This window comes from Gordonia sputi NBRC 100414 (assembly GCF_000248055.1).
GTDB classification, from domain to species: Bacteria; Actinomycetota; Actinomycetes; order Mycobacteriales; family Mycobacteriaceae; genus Gordonia; species Gordonia sputi.
The window spans coordinates 22,897-39,221 of sequence record NZ_BAFC01000054.1 but is presented as its reverse complement, the minus strand read 5'-3'; the positions used below and the strand labels follow the sequence as shown (position 1 = coordinate 39,221).

The 16,325-nt window shown below is 64.7% G+C and carries 15 protein-coding genes; 6 read left to right on the top strand and 9 right to left on the bottom strand.

Annotated elements, in window-relative coordinates:
• Positions 1–225 precede the first annotated feature (225 nt).
• Positions 226–639 carry an Lsr2 family DNA-binding protein gene (locus GOSPT_RS09100; RefSeq protein WP_005205414.1) on the top strand — a complete coding sequence of 138 codons (414 nt, stop codon included), beginning with the start codon at positions 226–228 and terminating at the stop codon, positions 637–639.
• A gap of 4 nt (positions 640–643) precedes the next feature.
• Here GOSPT_RS09100 and GOSPT_RS09095 read toward each other — a convergent pair whose 3' ends face one another.
• The 4 genes from GOSPT_RS09095 to GOSPT_RS09080 are packed head-to-tail and all read right to left on the bottom strand — an operon-like array spanning position 644 to position 5,827.
• Positions 644–2,287 (bottom strand): dipeptide ABC transporter ATP-binding protein, encoded by a 1,644-nt coding sequence (locus GOSPT_RS09095; protein WP_005205413.1) that lies wholly within the window; start codon positions 2,285–2,287, stop codon positions 644–646.
• Positions 2,284–3,213, bottom strand: a complete 930-nt coding sequence (locus GOSPT_RS24105) for an ABC transporter permease (protein WP_005205412.1) — start codon at positions 3,211–3,213, stop codon at positions 2,284–2,286. The genes GOSPT_RS09095 and GOSPT_RS24105 overlap by 4 nt, the downstream gene beginning before the upstream one ends.
• Complete coding sequence (locus GOSPT_RS09085) at positions 3,210–4,232, bottom strand: ABC transporter permease (RefSeq protein WP_005205411.1); 1,023 nt, start codon at positions 4,230–4,232, stop codon at positions 3,210–3,212. The genes GOSPT_RS24105 and GOSPT_RS09085 overlap by 4 nt, the downstream gene beginning before the upstream one ends.
• Positions 4,229–5,827 (bottom strand): ABC transporter substrate-binding protein, encoded by a 1,599-nt coding sequence (locus tag GOSPT_RS09080; RefSeq protein ID WP_082965492.1) that lies wholly within the window; start codon positions 5,825–5,827, stop codon positions 4,229–4,231. Before GOSPT_RS09080 ends, GOSPT_RS09085 begins: the two co-directional genes overlap by 4 nt.
• 186 nt (positions 5,828–6,013) lie before the next feature.
• Here GOSPT_RS09080 and GOSPT_RS09075 point away from each other — a divergent pair, with 186 nt between their 5' ends.
• Entirely contained in the window at positions 6,014–7,399 is a 1,386-nt protein-coding gene (locus tag GOSPT_RS09075; RefSeq protein ID WP_005205409.1) for an LLM class flavin-dependent oxidoreductase, read from the top strand.
• Entirely contained in the window at positions 7,396–8,604 is a 1,209-nt protein-coding gene (locus tag GOSPT_RS09070) for an acyl-CoA dehydrogenase family protein (protein WP_005205408.1), read from the top strand. The genes GOSPT_RS09075 and GOSPT_RS09070 overlap by 4 nt, the downstream gene beginning before the upstream one ends.
• Positions 8,605–8,610: 6 nt before the next feature.
• Here the strand turns inward: GOSPT_RS09070 and GOSPT_RS09065 are convergent, their stop codons facing one another.
• Positions 8,611–9,258 (bottom strand): TetR/AcrR family transcriptional regulator, encoded by a 648-nt coding sequence (locus tag GOSPT_RS09065; protein ID WP_051993795.1) that lies wholly within the window; start codon positions 9,256–9,258, stop codon positions 8,611–8,613.
• 163 nt (positions 9,259–9,421) lie between these two features.
• On the opposite strand from GOSPT_RS09065, the gene GOSPT_RS09060 reads away from it, so the two are divergent.
• The gene (locus tag GOSPT_RS09060; RefSeq protein WP_005205406.1) at positions 9,422–9,958 is read left to right on the top strand and encodes a hypothetical protein; all 537 of its coding nucleotides are present in this window, start codon (positions 9,422–9,424) and stop codon (positions 9,956–9,958) included.
• Between the two features lie 15 nt (positions 9,959–9,973).
• On the opposite strand, the gene GOSPT_RS09055 is transcribed toward GOSPT_RS09060, so the two are convergent.
• Positions 9,974–11,347, bottom strand: a complete 1,374-nt coding sequence (locus GOSPT_RS09055; RefSeq protein ID WP_005205405.1) for an ATP-binding protein — start codon at positions 11,345–11,347, stop codon at positions 9,974–9,976.
• Between the two features lie 453 nt (positions 11,348–11,800).
• Here GOSPT_RS09055 and GOSPT_RS09045 point away from each other — a divergent pair, with 453 nt between their 5' ends.
• Positions 11,801–12,658, top strand: coding sequence for a glycoside hydrolase family 16 protein (locus GOSPT_RS09045; protein WP_005205398.1), 858 nt, complete (start codon positions 11,801–11,803; stop codon positions 12,656–12,658).
• A 259-nt stretch (positions 12,659–12,917) separates the two neighbouring features.
• Here GOSPT_RS09045 and GOSPT_RS09040 read toward each other — a convergent pair whose 3' ends face one another.
• The 3 genes from GOSPT_RS09040 to GOSPT_RS09030 are packed head-to-tail and all read right to left on the bottom strand — an operon-like array spanning position 12,918 to position 16,177.
• Positions 12,918–13,652 (bottom strand): helix-turn-helix domain-containing protein, encoded by a 735-nt coding sequence (locus GOSPT_RS09040; RefSeq protein WP_005205397.1) that lies wholly within the window; start codon positions 13,650–13,652, stop codon positions 12,918–12,920.
• A 3-nt stretch (positions 13,653–13,655) separates the two neighbouring features.
• Entirely contained in the window at positions 13,656–14,846 is a 1,191-nt protein-coding gene (locus tag GOSPT_RS09035) for an NAD(P)/FAD-dependent oxidoreductase (RefSeq protein ID WP_005205395.1), read from the bottom strand.
• On the bottom strand, positions 14,843–16,177 hold the full coding sequence (locus GOSPT_RS09030; RefSeq protein WP_005205394.1) for an FMN-binding glutamate synthase family protein: 1,335 nt from the start codon (positions 16,175–16,177) through the stop codon (positions 14,843–14,845). Before GOSPT_RS09030 ends, GOSPT_RS09035 begins: the two co-directional genes overlap by 4 nt.
• Here GOSPT_RS09030 and GOSPT_RS23860 point away from each other — a divergent pair.
• A complete protein-coding gene (locus tag GOSPT_RS23860; RefSeq protein ID WP_156527431.1) occupies positions 16,176–16,313 on the top strand; it encodes a hypothetical protein in 138 nt (45 codons plus the stop codon). The two genes, GOSPT_RS09030 and GOSPT_RS23860, sit on opposite strands and share 2 nt — an antisense overlap.
• Positions 16,314–16,325: the final 12 nt, after the last annotated feature.

Sequence of the window (16,325 nt, the reverse complement as noted above, 5' to 3'; positions counted from 1 at the left end):
ATTGTGCTGGTTGGACCGACTGGTGTGGGACCTGCCGACATCAACTCTCGCGAGTTGCGCCTAGAAATGAATCCGCAGTCAGGTACGCGACTTCTCGGCGCAGCACTACCTAGGAGACCGCTGACTACTTGCTGAGAGTTTCCAACTCACTGAGGGCTCGTAGTCGCAGAGCTCCGCGTCGTCGGGGTTGTGCATCGTCGAATCAGTCCGGCAATCTGAGTTCCTATGGCCGACGACCTGCTCATCGCACGCAACCCCGAAGAGGGCACGTCACTGCCCTACCTGGTGCGGTTGCCTCTCGGCCGCGACGGGATCGTGTTGCAGGCTCGCGAGACGTGGCCGCGCACGTCGAAGGTCTACTGCCACCGTGTCGCCGAGGCGCAGGCGCGTTTTCCGTCGGTTCCAATCGTGTTCTGCGAGACTCGTGCGTTGGCACAGGAATGGCTCTACCGCTGGTTCGGTGCATGCCTGCACGAACGGTCGCTCACCGCGTCGCAGGAGTCCGCGGTGACAGCTTTGTCGACACCGAGCGCTGCGCAGATCCGGAAATGGGCTCTGGCACGGGGCATTTCCGTCTCCGATCGCGGGCGGGTGCCGGCAGACCTTCGGGCGGCCTACCTCGCTGCACGAGGTGGATGACAGACTAGGCCACCCTTTCCCCGCCGATCGTCGGCACCGCGGCGAGCAACTCCCTGGTGTACGGGTGCTGCGGGTTCTCGAACACCTCGTCGGCAGTGCCGGATTCGACGACCTCGCCGGATCGCATCACGATGATGTCGTCGCTGATGTGGTGGATCACGCCGAGGTCGTGCGAGATGAACAGCAGCGCAACTCCCGTCTCGGCCTGCAGTGTGGCGAGCAGATCGAGAATGCGCGCCTGGATCGAGACGTCAAGTGCCGAGACGGGTTCGTCGCACACGATCACCGACGGTTCGGGGGCGAGCGCCCGTGCGATCGCCACACGCTGTCGTTGACCTCCGGAGAGTCGCAACGGATGTCGCGTACGAAAGGCGTCGGAGAGTCCGACGTGGTCGAGCAGCTCCGACACCTTGGCGTCGAGTGCACTACCGCGTAAACCTCTGACGCGGAGAGCATCTGCGATGATCCGCTCGACGGTCCACCGCGGATCGAAGGAGCTCAGCGGATCCTGATAGATCACCGAAATCTGTTGGCGCGTCGACCTTCGCTGTGCATCCGACAACGAACTCCACGGTCGGCCATTCAGTTCGACGGTTCCCGAATCGGGTTCGGTCAGTCCCAGCACGATGCGCGCCGTCGTCGTCTTACCCGATCCGGACTCGCCGACGATTCCCAGCGTCTGTCCTGGCCGAAGGTCGAAGCTCACTCCCTGCACTGCGGCATGACGGTGATTATCCCTACCGCCGAACGTCTTTCGGAGGTCGCGTACGCGTAGAGCAGGCGGCTGGTCGTCGGAGATGGGAGTCGCAGAAGGTAGTGTCGCACCGGTGGTGAGGAGGGTTCCCTTCGACGCTCGAGAAGGAATCGCCGCCAGCAGTCCCTGCGTGTACTCGTGCTGCGGGTCGCTCAGAATCTGTTGCGCATCACCGTATTCGACGAGCTCACCGGACCGCATCACGGCGATCCGGTCGGCCAGACTCGCGACGACGGCCAGATCGTGAGAGATCAAGATGATGCCGCTGCCGCGCTGTTTCGCCTGTCGCAACACCTCGAGGATCTGTGCCTGCACAGTCGCATCGAGCGCGGTCGTCGGCTCGTCGGCGATCACCAGCTTCGGGTCCCGCGCAAGCGCCGATGCGATCAGCGCACGTTGCCGAAGTCCACCGGACAACTCGTGTGGACGTTGTCCCGCACGGACCTTCGGCTCGGGCACACCGACCAGATCGAGCAGTTTGACCACTCGTTCGGCTCGCTGTGCCCTCGCTGTCCTCGACAGTCCTGCGCCGAATGCGCGCCCACGGTCATGTACTGAGATGGCCTCCCCTATCTCACTGCCGACGGTGCGCAGTTGATCGAGTGACACCAACGCGTCCTGCAGGACGAAGCCGATCTCGCGGCCGCGAATCTTGCGCCACCCTCGATCAGACAGTCCACGTAGCGATTGGCCGTCGAACTCAATGCGCTCGGCTGTGATCTCAGCTCCGTCGCCGGTCAGTCCGATCAAAGTTCGTGCGGTCACCGACTTACCCGACCCCGACTCCCCAACGATCGCCAGACATTCACCCGCGTCCAGTTGCAGCGAGACTCCCTTGACGATCTCGCGGCTGCCAAAAGCAATGTGCAGATCTTTGATGTCCACCAGGCTCATCGCCTGTCTCCTTCCAAACGCTGGCCGAGGTAGCGGCCCAGCGTCGTGAATGCCAATGCAGCAACGACGATCACGAGACCAGGGAAGATCTCCAGCCACCAGGCGACAGTGATGTACGTGCGGCCGGAGTCGAGCAGCGCGCCCCATTCCGGTGCTGGTGGTGCGACGCCGAGCCCGAGGTATGCCAGCCCCGACGCCCAGATGATCGCCTGGCCGATACCCAATGTGGCCGTGACGATCATCGGTCTCAGCGAGTTGGGAGCGATGTGCTGCAGCAGGATTCGGCCACGTGAGTGACCGATGGCGGTAGCGGCCTCGATGTAGGGCGCATTGCGGACGGCGAGTACCTGGCCGCGCACGATGCGTGCGTACCCTGGCGCGATGCCGATTCCGATGGCAAAGATCAGAGTCGACGCTCCGGGGCCGAACACCGACACCAGAAGTAGGCCGAGAAGCACTGTGGGGAAGGCGAACATGATCTCGATCCACCTGTTCGCGAGTGCTCCTGCGATCCGCCCCAAGAGCCCCGCGGCGATACCCAGGAACACGGCGAGCACCGTTGCGACGGCGACCGCACCAAGGCCGATACCGAGCGACTCGCGTGTGCCGTAGATGACGCGGCTGAACAGGTCTCGCCCGTTGAGATCAGTGCCAAATAGGTGCGACCAGCTCGGCGGCGACAGCGTGGCGTCGAGGTTGATGGCGAACGGATCGTACGGCGCAAGCAGCGATGGAACTGCTGCCGCGAGAACAAGCAACACGACAACAATGGCTCCCGCGACAACACTCCACGGAGGTCGACGGCGCTTGTCGGCTGTCGGAACGGGATTGCGGGTCTTCAACGTCGACAGCAGCGCGCTGAAGGCAGAACCCGACGACGATCCTTCGGATTCGGTTGGGGCTGTGGGATTCTCGATAACGGTCACGGGACCTCGATCCGGGGGTCGATGACGGTGTAGAGCGCATCCACTGCCAGGTTGGCGATGGTGTAGATCAGTGCGACAAAGATGACGATGCCGCTCACGAGCGGGACATCGCGCGATGTCGCAGCACTCACCAGGGTCTGGCCGATGCCTGCTCGTGCGAACACCGTCTCGGCGATCACCGCACCCGAAAGCAGCGCGCCCATCGCCCACCCCGACACGGTGATGGCCGGCAGGACCGAGTGACGCAGCACGTGTCGGCTCCGCACGGAAAGCTCACCGAGACCGCGACTGCGCGCGGTGAGGACGAAAGGCTGGTCGAGCGCTCGTGCGAACTCGTCACGTGCGATCTGCCCGAGGAACCCGGCAAGCGGAATCGCCAGTGTCAACACCGGGAGCACCAGGCCACGAACCCCGGTACCACTCTCGACCGGGAACCATCCGAGGTTGATCGCGAAGACCACCAGCAGGATCGATCCGATCCAGTACTGCGGAAGTCCAGCGCTCACGGTCTCGACGAACGAGCCGATCGCGCCCCACGGGCCTCGACGTCCCGCAGTGAGCGTGGTGAGGAAGAGCACCAGAATCCAGGCCACGATCAACGCGCTGAACGTCAGCACGAGCGTCGGACCTACTTGCGCGGCAATGATTTCGTTGACCGGTTGTCCTAGCTGGTACGACGTGCCGAGATCGCCACGCAGCAGCCCGCCGAGGTAGTGGAGGTACTGCTGCCACACCGGATCGGTGAAGCCATACTGCGCGTTCACCGGCGCGGTCTCGTCGGGCGTGCGCTCCCGACTGAGCCCCGACGACAGATTCAGTAGCAGCGTGGCTCGATCGCCGGGCGCGATCACCTGTAGTAGGAACGTGATCGACGCAGCCGCCCAGAGGACGAACACCGCTGAGCCGAGCTTTGCTCCCCAGCGCACCACGGCACGTGGGGGACGTCGCCAGGATGGCGTCGGAACTTTCTCCGCGGGCGCCGCGTCGCCGGCGGATTCGCGGTCGTCGAGCACGGTCATCGGACAAACCTCGCATCCGCGAACACCGGTTCGCCTTGAGACTTCTCGATCCACACGTCGTGGAGTTTGGGGTTCGACGCCAATGACGTCGTCTGCGTGTACAATCCGATCGACAGAGCGTTGTCGCCGATGAGTCGCTGCGCGTCGGAGTACAACGACGCTGCCTGCGCGGGATCGGCCGACGAGTTTGCCTGCTCGATGAGTCCCTGCAGATGCGGATCGTTGTAGAACGCCGTGTTGTACGGATTCGGGTTGTCGGACAGCCGTTGTCGCCAGTTGATGTAGAGCAGGCCCGGCGTCGGACTGGTCCAGTAGCCCACGTACGCGTCATAGGTATCGGCCTTGGCGTAGTTGCCGCCGAAGTACGCACTCTGTGTGGCGGGTACAAGCTGAAGGTCGAAGCCGACCTCGCGTGCCTGTGCAGCGACGTCCTGCAGAATACCTGCGCCTTCGGCCCCGATGATCGAATCGGCCGGATAGACAACGCGTGCGGTCAGCCGCTTTCCGTCCTTCTCACGAATGCCGTCGCCATCGCGTTGCGTCCAACCCGCCGAGTCGAGGAGAGCATTAGCCTTCGCCGGATCATGTTCATAGTCACCGGCTTTCGGGTCGTAGTCGGGGGTGCTCTGACTCAATGCCCCGTTGGCGTTGTAGGGCACCACGCCGAGATAGGCGGTCTCGACGGACTTCTTACGGTCCGCGGAGTACGCGAGCGCTTGGCGGACGCGCACATCGTCGAACGGCGCGTGTGCGACGTTGAGCGTGATCGCGTTGGGTCTGCCCGGAGTGATGTACTGCTCCGTCTGGAACTTGCGGGTCGCCTCGGCCCAGTTCAGCGCGGGGACGTTGTAGATGACGTCCGACGATCCGCTGGTCAGCGAACCGTACCGCAGGACGGGATCTTTCAAGAACTTCCAGATCACCTTGTCGACGTACGCGGGACCCTGATGCTTTGCGTTTGCGGGCGCTGAGTTGTACTGATCATTGCGGACGAAGGTGATACTGCGGTTGCGATCCCACTGCGCGATCTTGAACGGACCCGAGCCGACCGGCTGCGCACAGTTGATCTTGGGTCCTCGCGCCAGCGCTGTCGGCGACTGAATTCCGAAGTAGCCCTGCGAGAGAACGGTCAGCAGCGGCGTGTACGGCGCCTTGAGATGGAGACGGTAGGTCAACTTGTCGACCACTTCGTCGGATTCGAAGTACTGCCCGATATACGAGACGACCGTGCCATTTGGACTGTCAGGATCGAGATACCCGTTGATGTTGGTCTTGACGGCGGCGGCGTCGAGTTCTGTTCCGTCGGTGAACTTCACACCGGGCTTGAGGTGGAACGTGTAGCTGCGTCTGTCGGGCGAGATATCCCAACTCGTGGCGAGCCACGGGACCGGCTTGCCGCTGTCATCAAGTGAGACCAGGTTGTCGAGGTACTGCCGTGCAAGGTACGCGTTCTGGACCCAACCGCCGTGGACGCATGGCGGCTCTTGCTCATGCCCGTACTCGATGACTCCACCCGACACCAGCTCACCGGGCGACGCCGCAACGCCTTTCGATGATCCGTCGCCGGTCTCCGGCCGACCGCAGGCGGCAAGCATCACACAGACGGCCAAGCCGACGGCCGGCAGGATGCGGGTCCGCCATCGGCGGGAAAGACGCAACACCAGTTCACTCCTCAGTCAGGGACCGGCCAACCGTAGGAAACACGACACCGCTGGTCACTTCTTGTCATCACCCTGATTCCAAGTAGTCATCACGTCGGGCTCAGTCGTAACGTCACGCGCATGGCCCAACCCGTACCCCTCAGATTCGCCGCGTTCGTGATGAATACGACGTCGCACATCCTGCACGGAGCCTGGCGCGCACCGGAGGCGCAGCAGACGAACTTCAATGACCTCGATCATTGGATCTCACTCGCGAAGACGTTGGAGCAGGCCAAGTTCGACTTCATCTTCTCCGCCGACGTCGTCGGCCTCTACGACGACTACCAGGGCGACTGGAAGAAGTTTGTCGACTCGGGACTGCAGATTCCGAGCAACGATCCACTGGTCCTCGCCTCTGCATTGGCTTCGCACACCGAGAATCTCGGTATCGCCGTGACCAGTTCGATCCTGCAGGAGCATCCGTTCGACTTCGCGCGCAAGATCTCGACACTCGATCACGCCTCGCGCGGGCGGGTCGCGTGGAACATCGTCACCAGCCTGTCGAGCAACGCGTGGCGCAACTTCGGCTACGACGGCATCACGCGCCACGACGACCGCTACGCCTGGGCGCAGGAGTACGTCGACGTCGTCTACAAGCTGTGGGAGGGCTCGTGGGACGACGACGCGCTCATCCAGGACAAGGAGTCCGGTGTGCACGCCGACTTCGACAAGGTGCACAAGATCCATCACGTCGGCGAGCGGTACCGAGTCGAGGGACCGCATCTCGTCGCGCCGTCTCCGCAGCGCACACCTGTTCTCTTTCAGGCGGGTTCGTCACCCGCTGGCCGACGTTTCGCCGCCCGCAATGCCGAGGCACAGTTCATCGTCTCGCCGAATCCCGCTGCGGCGAAGGGGCTTATCGACGACACTCGACGGCTGGTTGCCGAAGCCGGGCGTGATCCGCAGGATCTCACGTTCTTCCAAGGACTTTCATTCGTGATCGGCTCCACCGAAGAGGAAGCCACGCGCAAGGCTCGCGAGCTCGACGACCTCATCGACCCCAGCACGATCATCGCGCACTCGGCAGGCGGACTCGGCATCGATCTCGGCCACTACGATCTGGATACGCCCATCGGAGACATCGAGACCCAGGGCACGCAGAGCACCCTGCTGTGGTTGCGCGAGGCGGTACCCGATCGCGAGCCGACGGTCCGCGACCTTGCCGAATTGCGCAGCCGCTCAGGCAGAGTCGTGGGAACTCCCGAACAGATCGCCGATCGCCTCGAGTTGTGGCGGGATGCGGGCGTCGGCGGTGTGAATGTCATCAACGCGACCATCCCGGGGAGCTACATCGAATTCGCGGAGCACGTCCTGCCGGTTCTGCGGGATCGCGGGCTGGCACAACGTGATTACGCAGCGGGCACCGTGCGTGCGAAGTTGACCGGTCGCGACCGACTGCCGGATACGCACCCCGCGGCGGGCTACCGCGGCGCATTCATCACACACCGTGAAGAGGTGTCGGCATGACGGCAGCAACGAGGGTCGTCGCCGACCGTGCGGCAGTGCTCGCGGAGATCGCAGCGGGATCGGCCGAGCGCGAACGCGCCGGCGAGGATCCGCGCGCACAGATCGAGCTGCTGCGCGACGCGGGCCTCACCGCCCTCACTCTCGACGCGGAACACGGCGGCGGCGGAGCCGATGTCGTCGAACTCGTCGAGTTCATCGTCGACCTTGCGCGGGCCGACCCGATCGCGGCTCACATCCTGCGGGCGCACTACTGGTTCGTCGAACAGATCAAGCGTCTGCCCGACGGGCCTGTCCGTGATCGGTGGAGTGCCCTGATCGCCGACGGTGCCGTCTTCGGCAATGCCACAAGCGAGCGGGCCGGTTCGGCTGGGGCTCGCAGATTCGCCACGACCATCCGCCCCACCGACACCGGCTGGGTGCTCTCCGGCGAGAAATTCTATTCCACTGGAACAGCTTTTGCCGACTTCATCGCCGTGCAGGCCACGGTCGACGACGCGCAGGGCGGAGAGCGACTTGCACGCCTCATCGTCCCCGTCGACCGAGCGGGCGTCTCGGTGATCGACGACTGGGACGGAATCGGACAGCACCGCACCGGAACCGGTTCGACGCAGTTCACCGATGTCGTGGTCACCGCCGACGACATCCTCGGAATCGTCGACCTCGCTGCACCGGGTGCGCCGCGCATCGCCAACGACGCTCCTCTGCTGCAACTCTTCCTACAGGCGCTCATCACCGGAATCCTGTTGTCGGTGAACGACGATGCGATTGAGCTGGTGCGTGGTCGCACACGGACATTCGACCACGCGCCCGCCGACGAGCCTCGTCACGACCCTGTGCTGCTCAAGACGATCGGCGAGATCGACGCCGCTGCACACGTGGCACGCGCCGCTGTTCTCGCCGCAGCTCGCGACGTCGAGGCCGCATTCGAGTGCGCGCGTCAGGGCGTGATCGACGCCACGCTGTTCGAGCGAGCCTCCGTCGCCGCCGCACGCGTGAAGGTGCACGTCGACTCCGTCGCATTACCCACTGCCACAGCACTGTTCGACGTCGGCGGAGCATCGTCGGCCAGTCGCGCATGCAATCTGGACCGACACTGGCGCAACATCAGGACGATCACACTGCACAACCCGACGTCGTACAAGGCGATTGCGCTGGGAGATCTCGCAGTCAACGGCACCACGCTGCCCGCGAACGGCTACTTCTGAATCGCGCTACGTCGAACTGCCCTGCGTCTGCGAGACCTCACCACAAGCCAAAGAATCCGGTCCGTACATCGCCAACCAGTACGCGCGGGCAAGCGACGCGGCGAACGCGGCGTCGCATTTCTCCGGGGCGTTCACCAGGTCCAGGAGGCTGCCCCGCGTGGTGACGGTGATGAATCGCGCCGTCTGATCCGGATCTAGGTCCGCAGGGGCGAGGCCGTCCATCTGGTCACGGCGAAGGCGGTCTGCCATCTTCGTCGTGTACAGGTCGAGGAAGCCGCCGAACTCGGTACGTAGTCGGGCGTCGCGGTCGACCGTCTCGAGGAAGGCGCGCCAGACGGGGCCGTGCTCGCGCCCCAGTTGGAACATGCGGGTGATGGTGTCGGCGAGGTCGTCAGGGCCCATCGGCTCAGTTCGCATCCACCACTGGTCCGACACCTCCCAGAACGCGGTGAAGAACGGTTCGGCCGCGTTCTCGATCAGATCGCCCTTGTCGTCGAACCATTGGTAGAAGGTCGATCGGGACACGTTGGCAGTCGTCAGAATGCGTTCGACCGGGACGTCCGCGTAGCGCACACCCGACTCGAGGATGGTGCCCACCGACTCGAGGATCCGTGCCCGTGACGAGGTTCGACGTTTGAGCGGGGCACGTGCCATGCAGGTCAGAATACTCGCCGATACCCCCGCCCAACGTCATTCAGCAAGGGTCCAGACGAACGACGGACAGCGGCGTACATCACGTTGACGAACTCTTAGCGCCGTTGATGAAGTCTTAGCGCCCCGGATGCTGTCGTCGGCGGGGCGTCGGGCGTAGACCGAAGTGGTGACACTGTTCGACATACTGCCCTCTCTGAAAGGGGTCACCGTGGCCAGATCGTTCGATTCGACAAAGTGGCGCTTGCCTATTCGATGCTCGGGGTGCGACATCCTCGTGAACGACATCTCGCTCCGGGAGGAGTCGTTGCGGCGCAAGGTCGCGTTCTTCCTCGATGAGTCGGGTGAGCCCGTCAGTCAGGCGCTGTGCCCCGAGGCGGTGTGGTTCCCCGCGCTGGTCACTCGAATCAGCAGTGCGCAGCTCACCGCAGAACGCGCCGTGCTCCACGTCGACGCCTCATTGCCCCTCACCACCGCCATCGACGACGTCGCCTTCCCCGGAAACGAACTCGCCGGCGCACATCTCGTCGACATCACGGTCGTCGACACGTCGGGGCATCGCCGCACCCTCAACGCTGAGTTGCCCGCACACGTATCGGTCACGGGGACCATCGTGCTGGCGCTGCGCGGCGTGTCGACGCAGTTGCCGACGGTCGAGAGTGCACCCCGCCGAAGCCGGCTGACCGTCGACGGTCAGCGGTAGGCGAGTGTCGCTGCGCTACAGGTAGGTGCCCGTCGGCAGTGCGGCCTCGTGCGCGCGCAAACCGATCACCGACAACAGCGTCGCGGTGGTCAGTTCGGCTCCGTCGACGAGGATTGCGCGACGGACCAATTCGCTCACGTCAGCGCCGCTGCGATCGCGCGGCAGTGCTGCCACAACCCGTGCGACATCGACGTCGAGGGCACCGATTCTCGCGAGCACTCCCGACAGAATCGCCTCTGCTGCAGCATCATCGGGAGGATTGAGCTCGATCACCGAGTCGAAACGTGCTGCGCGCGTGGCGGCGCCGTCGAGGGCGCGCGGATCGTTCGTCGTCGCGATCGTCAGGACGCGGTCGTGGGCCGTCGCGCCGTCGAGTGCCGACAGCAGCGCACCGAGCGCGGAGTCGTCGCCGTCACCGCGGCGGCGGACGTAGAGGTCGACGTCGTCGAGGATCACGACGAGCGGTCCGAGGACATCGGCCATGGCGTAGACGGACCCGAGCTTCGCCATGACTGCGGCGGATTCGACGATGACGACGGTGAAGTCGCCGAGCAGTTCTGCGGCGATCGTCCGAGCGATCGCCGTCTTACCGACACCGGGACGCCCGGCGAGCAGCAGACCACGACTCGTCGACATTCCCGCCGCGGTGAGGATCTCGTGACGAGACGTGACAGCGGAGATGCTCAGATCCACCTCGCGCCATACGCTGTCGGGGATCGCGATATCGGCGCGGGTTGTCGACGGCGCGGGGGCAGCCGACAGCGAGATCTCGTTGTAGACCACCGATACCGATAACACTCTGCCGCGCAGCGGGTTACGTGAATCGATACGACGACGAAGCTCAACGACGGCACGAGACACCATGCCGCGGAGCTCATTCGGTGCGTACAGCGAGATGGTGGCTCTCGAGTTGGCATCGCTGAGCAACGACGAAATCACCAACGGTCCACTGCCGAACGGATTATCGGGGGTGAAGGCCAGCGAGATGTCGGCGGGGACCGAGAACTCGTCGTCGCCGACACTGCGTTCTGCCCACCGCGGAGGTGCGTCGTCTTCGTCCGGACCGGTTGCGGGAGAATCATTTTCGATCAGGTCGCCGAGAACGAGGCCTGCGGCGATTCTACTGGCCGGGTTGATGGACATGACCTGCACGAAGAGTTCGTTCCGGTCAGCACAGAGATGTGTTGTCAGGAAGGTGTCGATGGACACAGGGTCTGCGGGGAGCGCATCGTTGAACAACTGCGCGATCACGGTGACGGCGCGTCGTACATGGGGGTGCTCCCTCGCGAGCGCGTCGAGCGTAGATGTTGTTGCGGGCGTGGTGTCCTCCTTCTGCGGCAAGCGTGTCAGCTTGGCACTGGTCGACGACGCGGTGCAACTGGTTTTCACGCGACGAGACCCCGCCTTGGCCAGGCGGGGTCTCGCGAAGGGATGGAACAGCGCCGATCAGTTGACCCACACCCAGTTCCAGCGACGGGTGCGCGAGTCGAAGCGACGCACCCGGCGACGACGCTGTGCCGGAGCGGGGTTCTGGCGCTGCTGCTGGTTGTTGTTCGGGATGGGCATGACTACCTCTTTCACTTCGGCGGACCGCTCGTCGGTGAGCGCTCTCTCTGACATCACCGACAATGCCAACCGAGACTTGCGAGGCACTCGACGTCGGCTGGGAGATCGCTGAGTCACTTGGAGGCTGGGAGGTGGCTGGGACGCTGAATGCCGTTGATAGGCGCGGCATCACAGATTGCTACACGGATTCGCTGTTCGGCTGGCAGACGAGGCGATCGTTCGATAGTGTCCGAATTGTCATCACCGGGGGATAGCACCGACGAGGAGAACGTCCCGATGAATCGACGCCCACCCCGGCCGACCCTCCCCCACTCGATACGACGCCGCGTCACATCAAGGCTGCGCCGCCTGACCGGTCCGATCGCACTCACACTTGTCGCATCGTTGACGGCCCTTGGGTTCTCGCATGTCGCGCCGGCTCGTGCGGCCACTTTGGTGTGGTCAGACGAGTTCAACGGCGCGGCAGGCAGCTCACCGTCGACGTCGAACTGGAACTTCGAAACCGGCGGCGGTGGCTGGGGCAACAACGAGTGGCAGACCTATACCAACTCGCGGCAGAACTCCTACCTCGACGGCAACGGTCGTTTGGTGATCGCGGCACGCTCCAACGGGACGTCGATCACGTCGGCGCGCCTCAACACCCTGGGCAAGGTGGCATTCACCTACGGGACGGCGTCGGCCAGGATCAAACTTCCCGCGGGCAAGGGTCTACTGCCGGCGTTCTGGCTGATGGGCACCGACATCTACTCGGCGGGTTGGCCCGAGAGCGGTGAGATCGACGTCATCGAAACTCCCTCTGTGACAACGGCATACACGAATCACCTGCACGGTCCGACGACGTCAGGCGGGACATGGCAACTCGGCAACTCCGGTGCGATCGCCGATCTGTCGACCGACTTCCACACGTACTCCGTCACGAAGTCGAAGGATGCGATCACCGTCGCGCTCGACGGGCGGACGGTGGGCAGCTACCGGGCGTCGCAGTTGAGCGCCGACAAGAAGTGGGTGTTCAACAAGCCGACGTACCTCCTGCTGACGCTCGCCGTCGGCGGGAACTGGCCCGGCGACCCCGACCTCACGACGCCGAACCCGTCGTACATGACGCTCGACTGGATCCGGGTCTACTCGAGCTGAGGTGGTCTCGACAAGCTCGACCAGCGGGGGTTGGCTCGGCCGGCGGGTGGGTGGCTCGACCGGCGAGCGGGCCCTCTTCCGCTGATTGAGCCGGCCGCGAGCGCAGCGAGCAGCCGAGTCGAAATCACCTGCGGTGGTCTCGACAAGCTCGACCAGCGAGTAGGGCTCGACCAGCGGGGGTTGGCTCGACCAGCGGGGGTTGGCTCGACCAGCGAGTAAGGCTCCGCCGGCGGGTGGGTGGCTCGACCGGCGGGGGTGGTCAGATGGCCGAGTCCGGGAACGCGATGACCGAGAGGAACCGGATCGGGAGCTCGACCAGTTCGACCGGCCCGTGCGCGCCCTCGCCGTCGAGTTGCAGCGAATCGCCGGGGCTGAGTCGGTAAACCGAGCGTGAGTGCGCGTAGTCCATTGTTCCGTCGAGCATGAAGATGAACTCGGTGCCCGGGTGCTGGAACAGCGGCTGCGTCACCGACTTCTCGGTGAGCGTCACCAGGAGGCATTCGAGGCGCTTGTGCTCGCCGCGAAGCGAGCCGAGCATCTCGTATTCGTGGCCCTCGCGCGATCCCTCGCGCACGATCTGCGAGCCCTCCCCCGCCTTGACGAACACGGCGGACCGTTCGAGGTCGGCGCCGCGGAAGAGTGAGGTCACCGAGACGTCGAATGCGGTCGCAAGCGCCGCCAAAGTGCTCAGGCTGCACGAGGTCTGCGCGTTCTCGATCTTGGAGAGCATCGCCTTGGAGATGCCGACCTTGGCGGCCATGTCGCCGACCGACAGCCCCTCCTGCCTGCGGAGACGTCGGACGTTGTGCGCAATCGCCGATTCGAGTTCAAGTTCTTCGACGGGTTGATCGACGGGACGTTCGCGCGCGGTCCCCGACTGGTTACGGATCAGAGCGTCGTCGGTCACCTCGCCAGCATATCGGTAGACGGACTTCACTCCGGGTAGACGGCGAGGTCCGGCGGACGTCGGTGTTCCGCCGTACAGAGCACACATCCGCTACCGCATCTCGCCCGCGCCGACGTACGGGAATCTGGTCTTGAGCAGGTCACCGTCGTCGAAGCGGGACAGCCGGAAGTCGGATTCCGGGATGCGCGGATCGTTGCTGCGACCGTCAACGACGAGGTCGGCGACGAGACGCCCGACGGCCGGCGAGATCTTGAAACCGTGACCGCTGAATCCGGCGGCGATGACGAGTCCGTCGAGCGGACCGGTGGAGATCACCGGGTTCCAGTCGGGCGTGACGTCGTAGCAGCCCGCGTAGCTGCTGGTGATGCTCGCGTCGGTGAAGGCCGGGAATCGGGTGCCGACCTTGTCGACGGTGAGGTCGAGGAATGCCTCGTCGGCGCGATTGAGGTAACCGTCGGGGTTGGCGACCTCTAGCTCGGCGAGATCTGAGTTGCCGAACAGGATCTCACCGCGGACGTCCGGGCGCACGTACTGCAGCGACACCAAGTCCGAGAACACCGGCACCTCACCGAGTTCCATGCCCGGATGGATCATCACGATCTGCTCGCGGTGCACCGTGATCGGGACGTCGATGCCGTACCTGTCGAGGAAGGGCTTGGTCCAGACGCCTGTCGCGACGACGACCGTGTCGGCGGAGATGGTCGAGTGGTCGGTGAGTTCGACTCCGCTGACGCGCTCTCCGTCGGTCAGCAGACCGGAAACCGTGGTGCCCTGTTTGATTCGGACACCGGCAGCTCGCGCCGACGCCGCGAACGCCTGCGCAGTCTGATACGCGTCACCGTAGCCGCCTCGTTCTTCCCAGCCGAACGCGGCGAACGGTTCGAGATCGGCTGCTGGCCAGAGCTTTGCCACGTCGGAGATGTCCATCTCCTCGGTCTGCACTCCGACCTCGCGCTGGGCTGCAAGGCTTTTCCGAAGATTCTCGACGTTGGGCTCCCCGACTCCGACGACGTAGCCGGTCTGGCGGAAGCCGATGTCGGTGCCGAAGATCTCCTCGGCCTTTTCGAACACCTCGAGGCCGATGGCAGCCATGGCCGCGAGCGAACTGACACCGTAGTGGCAACGGACGATGCCCGACGACTTGCCCGTCATTCCTCCTCCGACGGTATCGCGCTCGCACACAACGACATCTGTGATGCCGCGCTGCGCCAGCGCCCACGCCGTCGCGACGCCCTCGAGGCCACCGCCGATGATGACGATGGATGCGGTTTCGGTACTCACAGACCCGCTCCCGTCCCGGGGATCCAGTTGGTACCCGCGAGCGGAACGCGCGCCATGGCCGCGGCCTCGATCGAGATCGCCACCAGGTCTTCGGGTTCCAGGTGATGCAGGTGTGCCTTGCCGCAGGCGCGGGCGATGGTCTGCGCCTCCATCGTGGTCACGCGCAGGAAGTTGGCGAGTCGGCGTCCACCGGCGATCGGGTCGAAGCGCGCAGACAGCTCCGGGTCCTGGGTGGTGATACCGGCCGGATCCTTGCCGTTCTGGAAGTCGTCGTAGAAGCCCGCGGCCGATCCCAGTGCCGCGTACTCGTCCTGGTATCGAGGATCGTTGTCGCCCAAGGCAATCAGTGCGGCGGTACCGATCGCCACGGCGTCGGCTCCGAGTGCCATGGCCTTCGCGACGTCGGCGCCGTTGCGGATGCCGCCGGAGACGATGAGCTGGACCTCCCGGTGCACTCCGAGCTCTTGAAGTGCCTGCACCGCTTGGGGAATCGCGGCGAGTGTCGGAATGCCGACGTGCTCGATGAAGACTTCCTGGGTGGCGGCCGTTCCGCCCTGCATGCCGTCGACCACGACGACGTCGGCGCCGGAATGCACCGCGAGCTTGACGTCGTAGTAGGTGCGGGTGGCGCCGACCTTGACGTAGATCGGCTTCTCCCAGTCGGTGATCTCGCGCAGTTCGTTGATCTTGATCGCGAGGTCGTCCGGACCTGTCCAGTCGGGGTGCCGCGAGGCGCTTCGCTGATCGATACCGACGGGCAGGGTGCGCATACCCGCCACACGCTCAGTGATCTTCTGGCCCAACAGCATTCCGCCGCCGCCCGGCTTTGCGCCCTGTCCGAGGACGACCTCGATCGCGTCGGCCTTGCGCAGGTCGTCGGGGTTCATCCCGTAGCGCGACGGAAGGTACTGGTAGACAAGGTTCTTGGACTGTCCGCGCTCCTCGGGGGTCATGCCGCCGTCGCCTGTGGTGGTCGACGTCCCGACCTCCGACGCTCCACGGCCAAGCGCCTCCTTCGCGCCTGCCGACAACGCGCCGAAGCTCATGCCCGCGATGGTGACAGGGGTGTCGAGGTGCAGCGGGTACTTCGCGTTGCGGGTGCCGAGCGTGACGTCGGTGCCGCAGCGCTCGCGGTAGCCCTCCAAGGGGTAGCGCGACATGGAGGCACCGAGGAACAGGAGGTCGTCGAAGTGCGGCAGTTTGCGCTTGGCGCCCCACCCGCGGATGTCGTAAACGCCTGTCTCCGCGGCGCGTTGGATCTCGGCGATGGTTGAGCGATCGAAGGTCGCCGACTCGCGCAGACCGCGCTGCGCGTTGCTGAGGTTGGACATGGGATTCTCCGTTGTGGGTAGTGGTCTCGACGGGCTCGACCAGCGGGTGTGGCTCGACCAGCGGGTGGGCTCGACCGGCGGGCGGGGCTCGGCCGGCGAGGTGGGTGGTCTCGACAAGCTCGACCAGCGAGAGTAGGGCTCGGCCGGC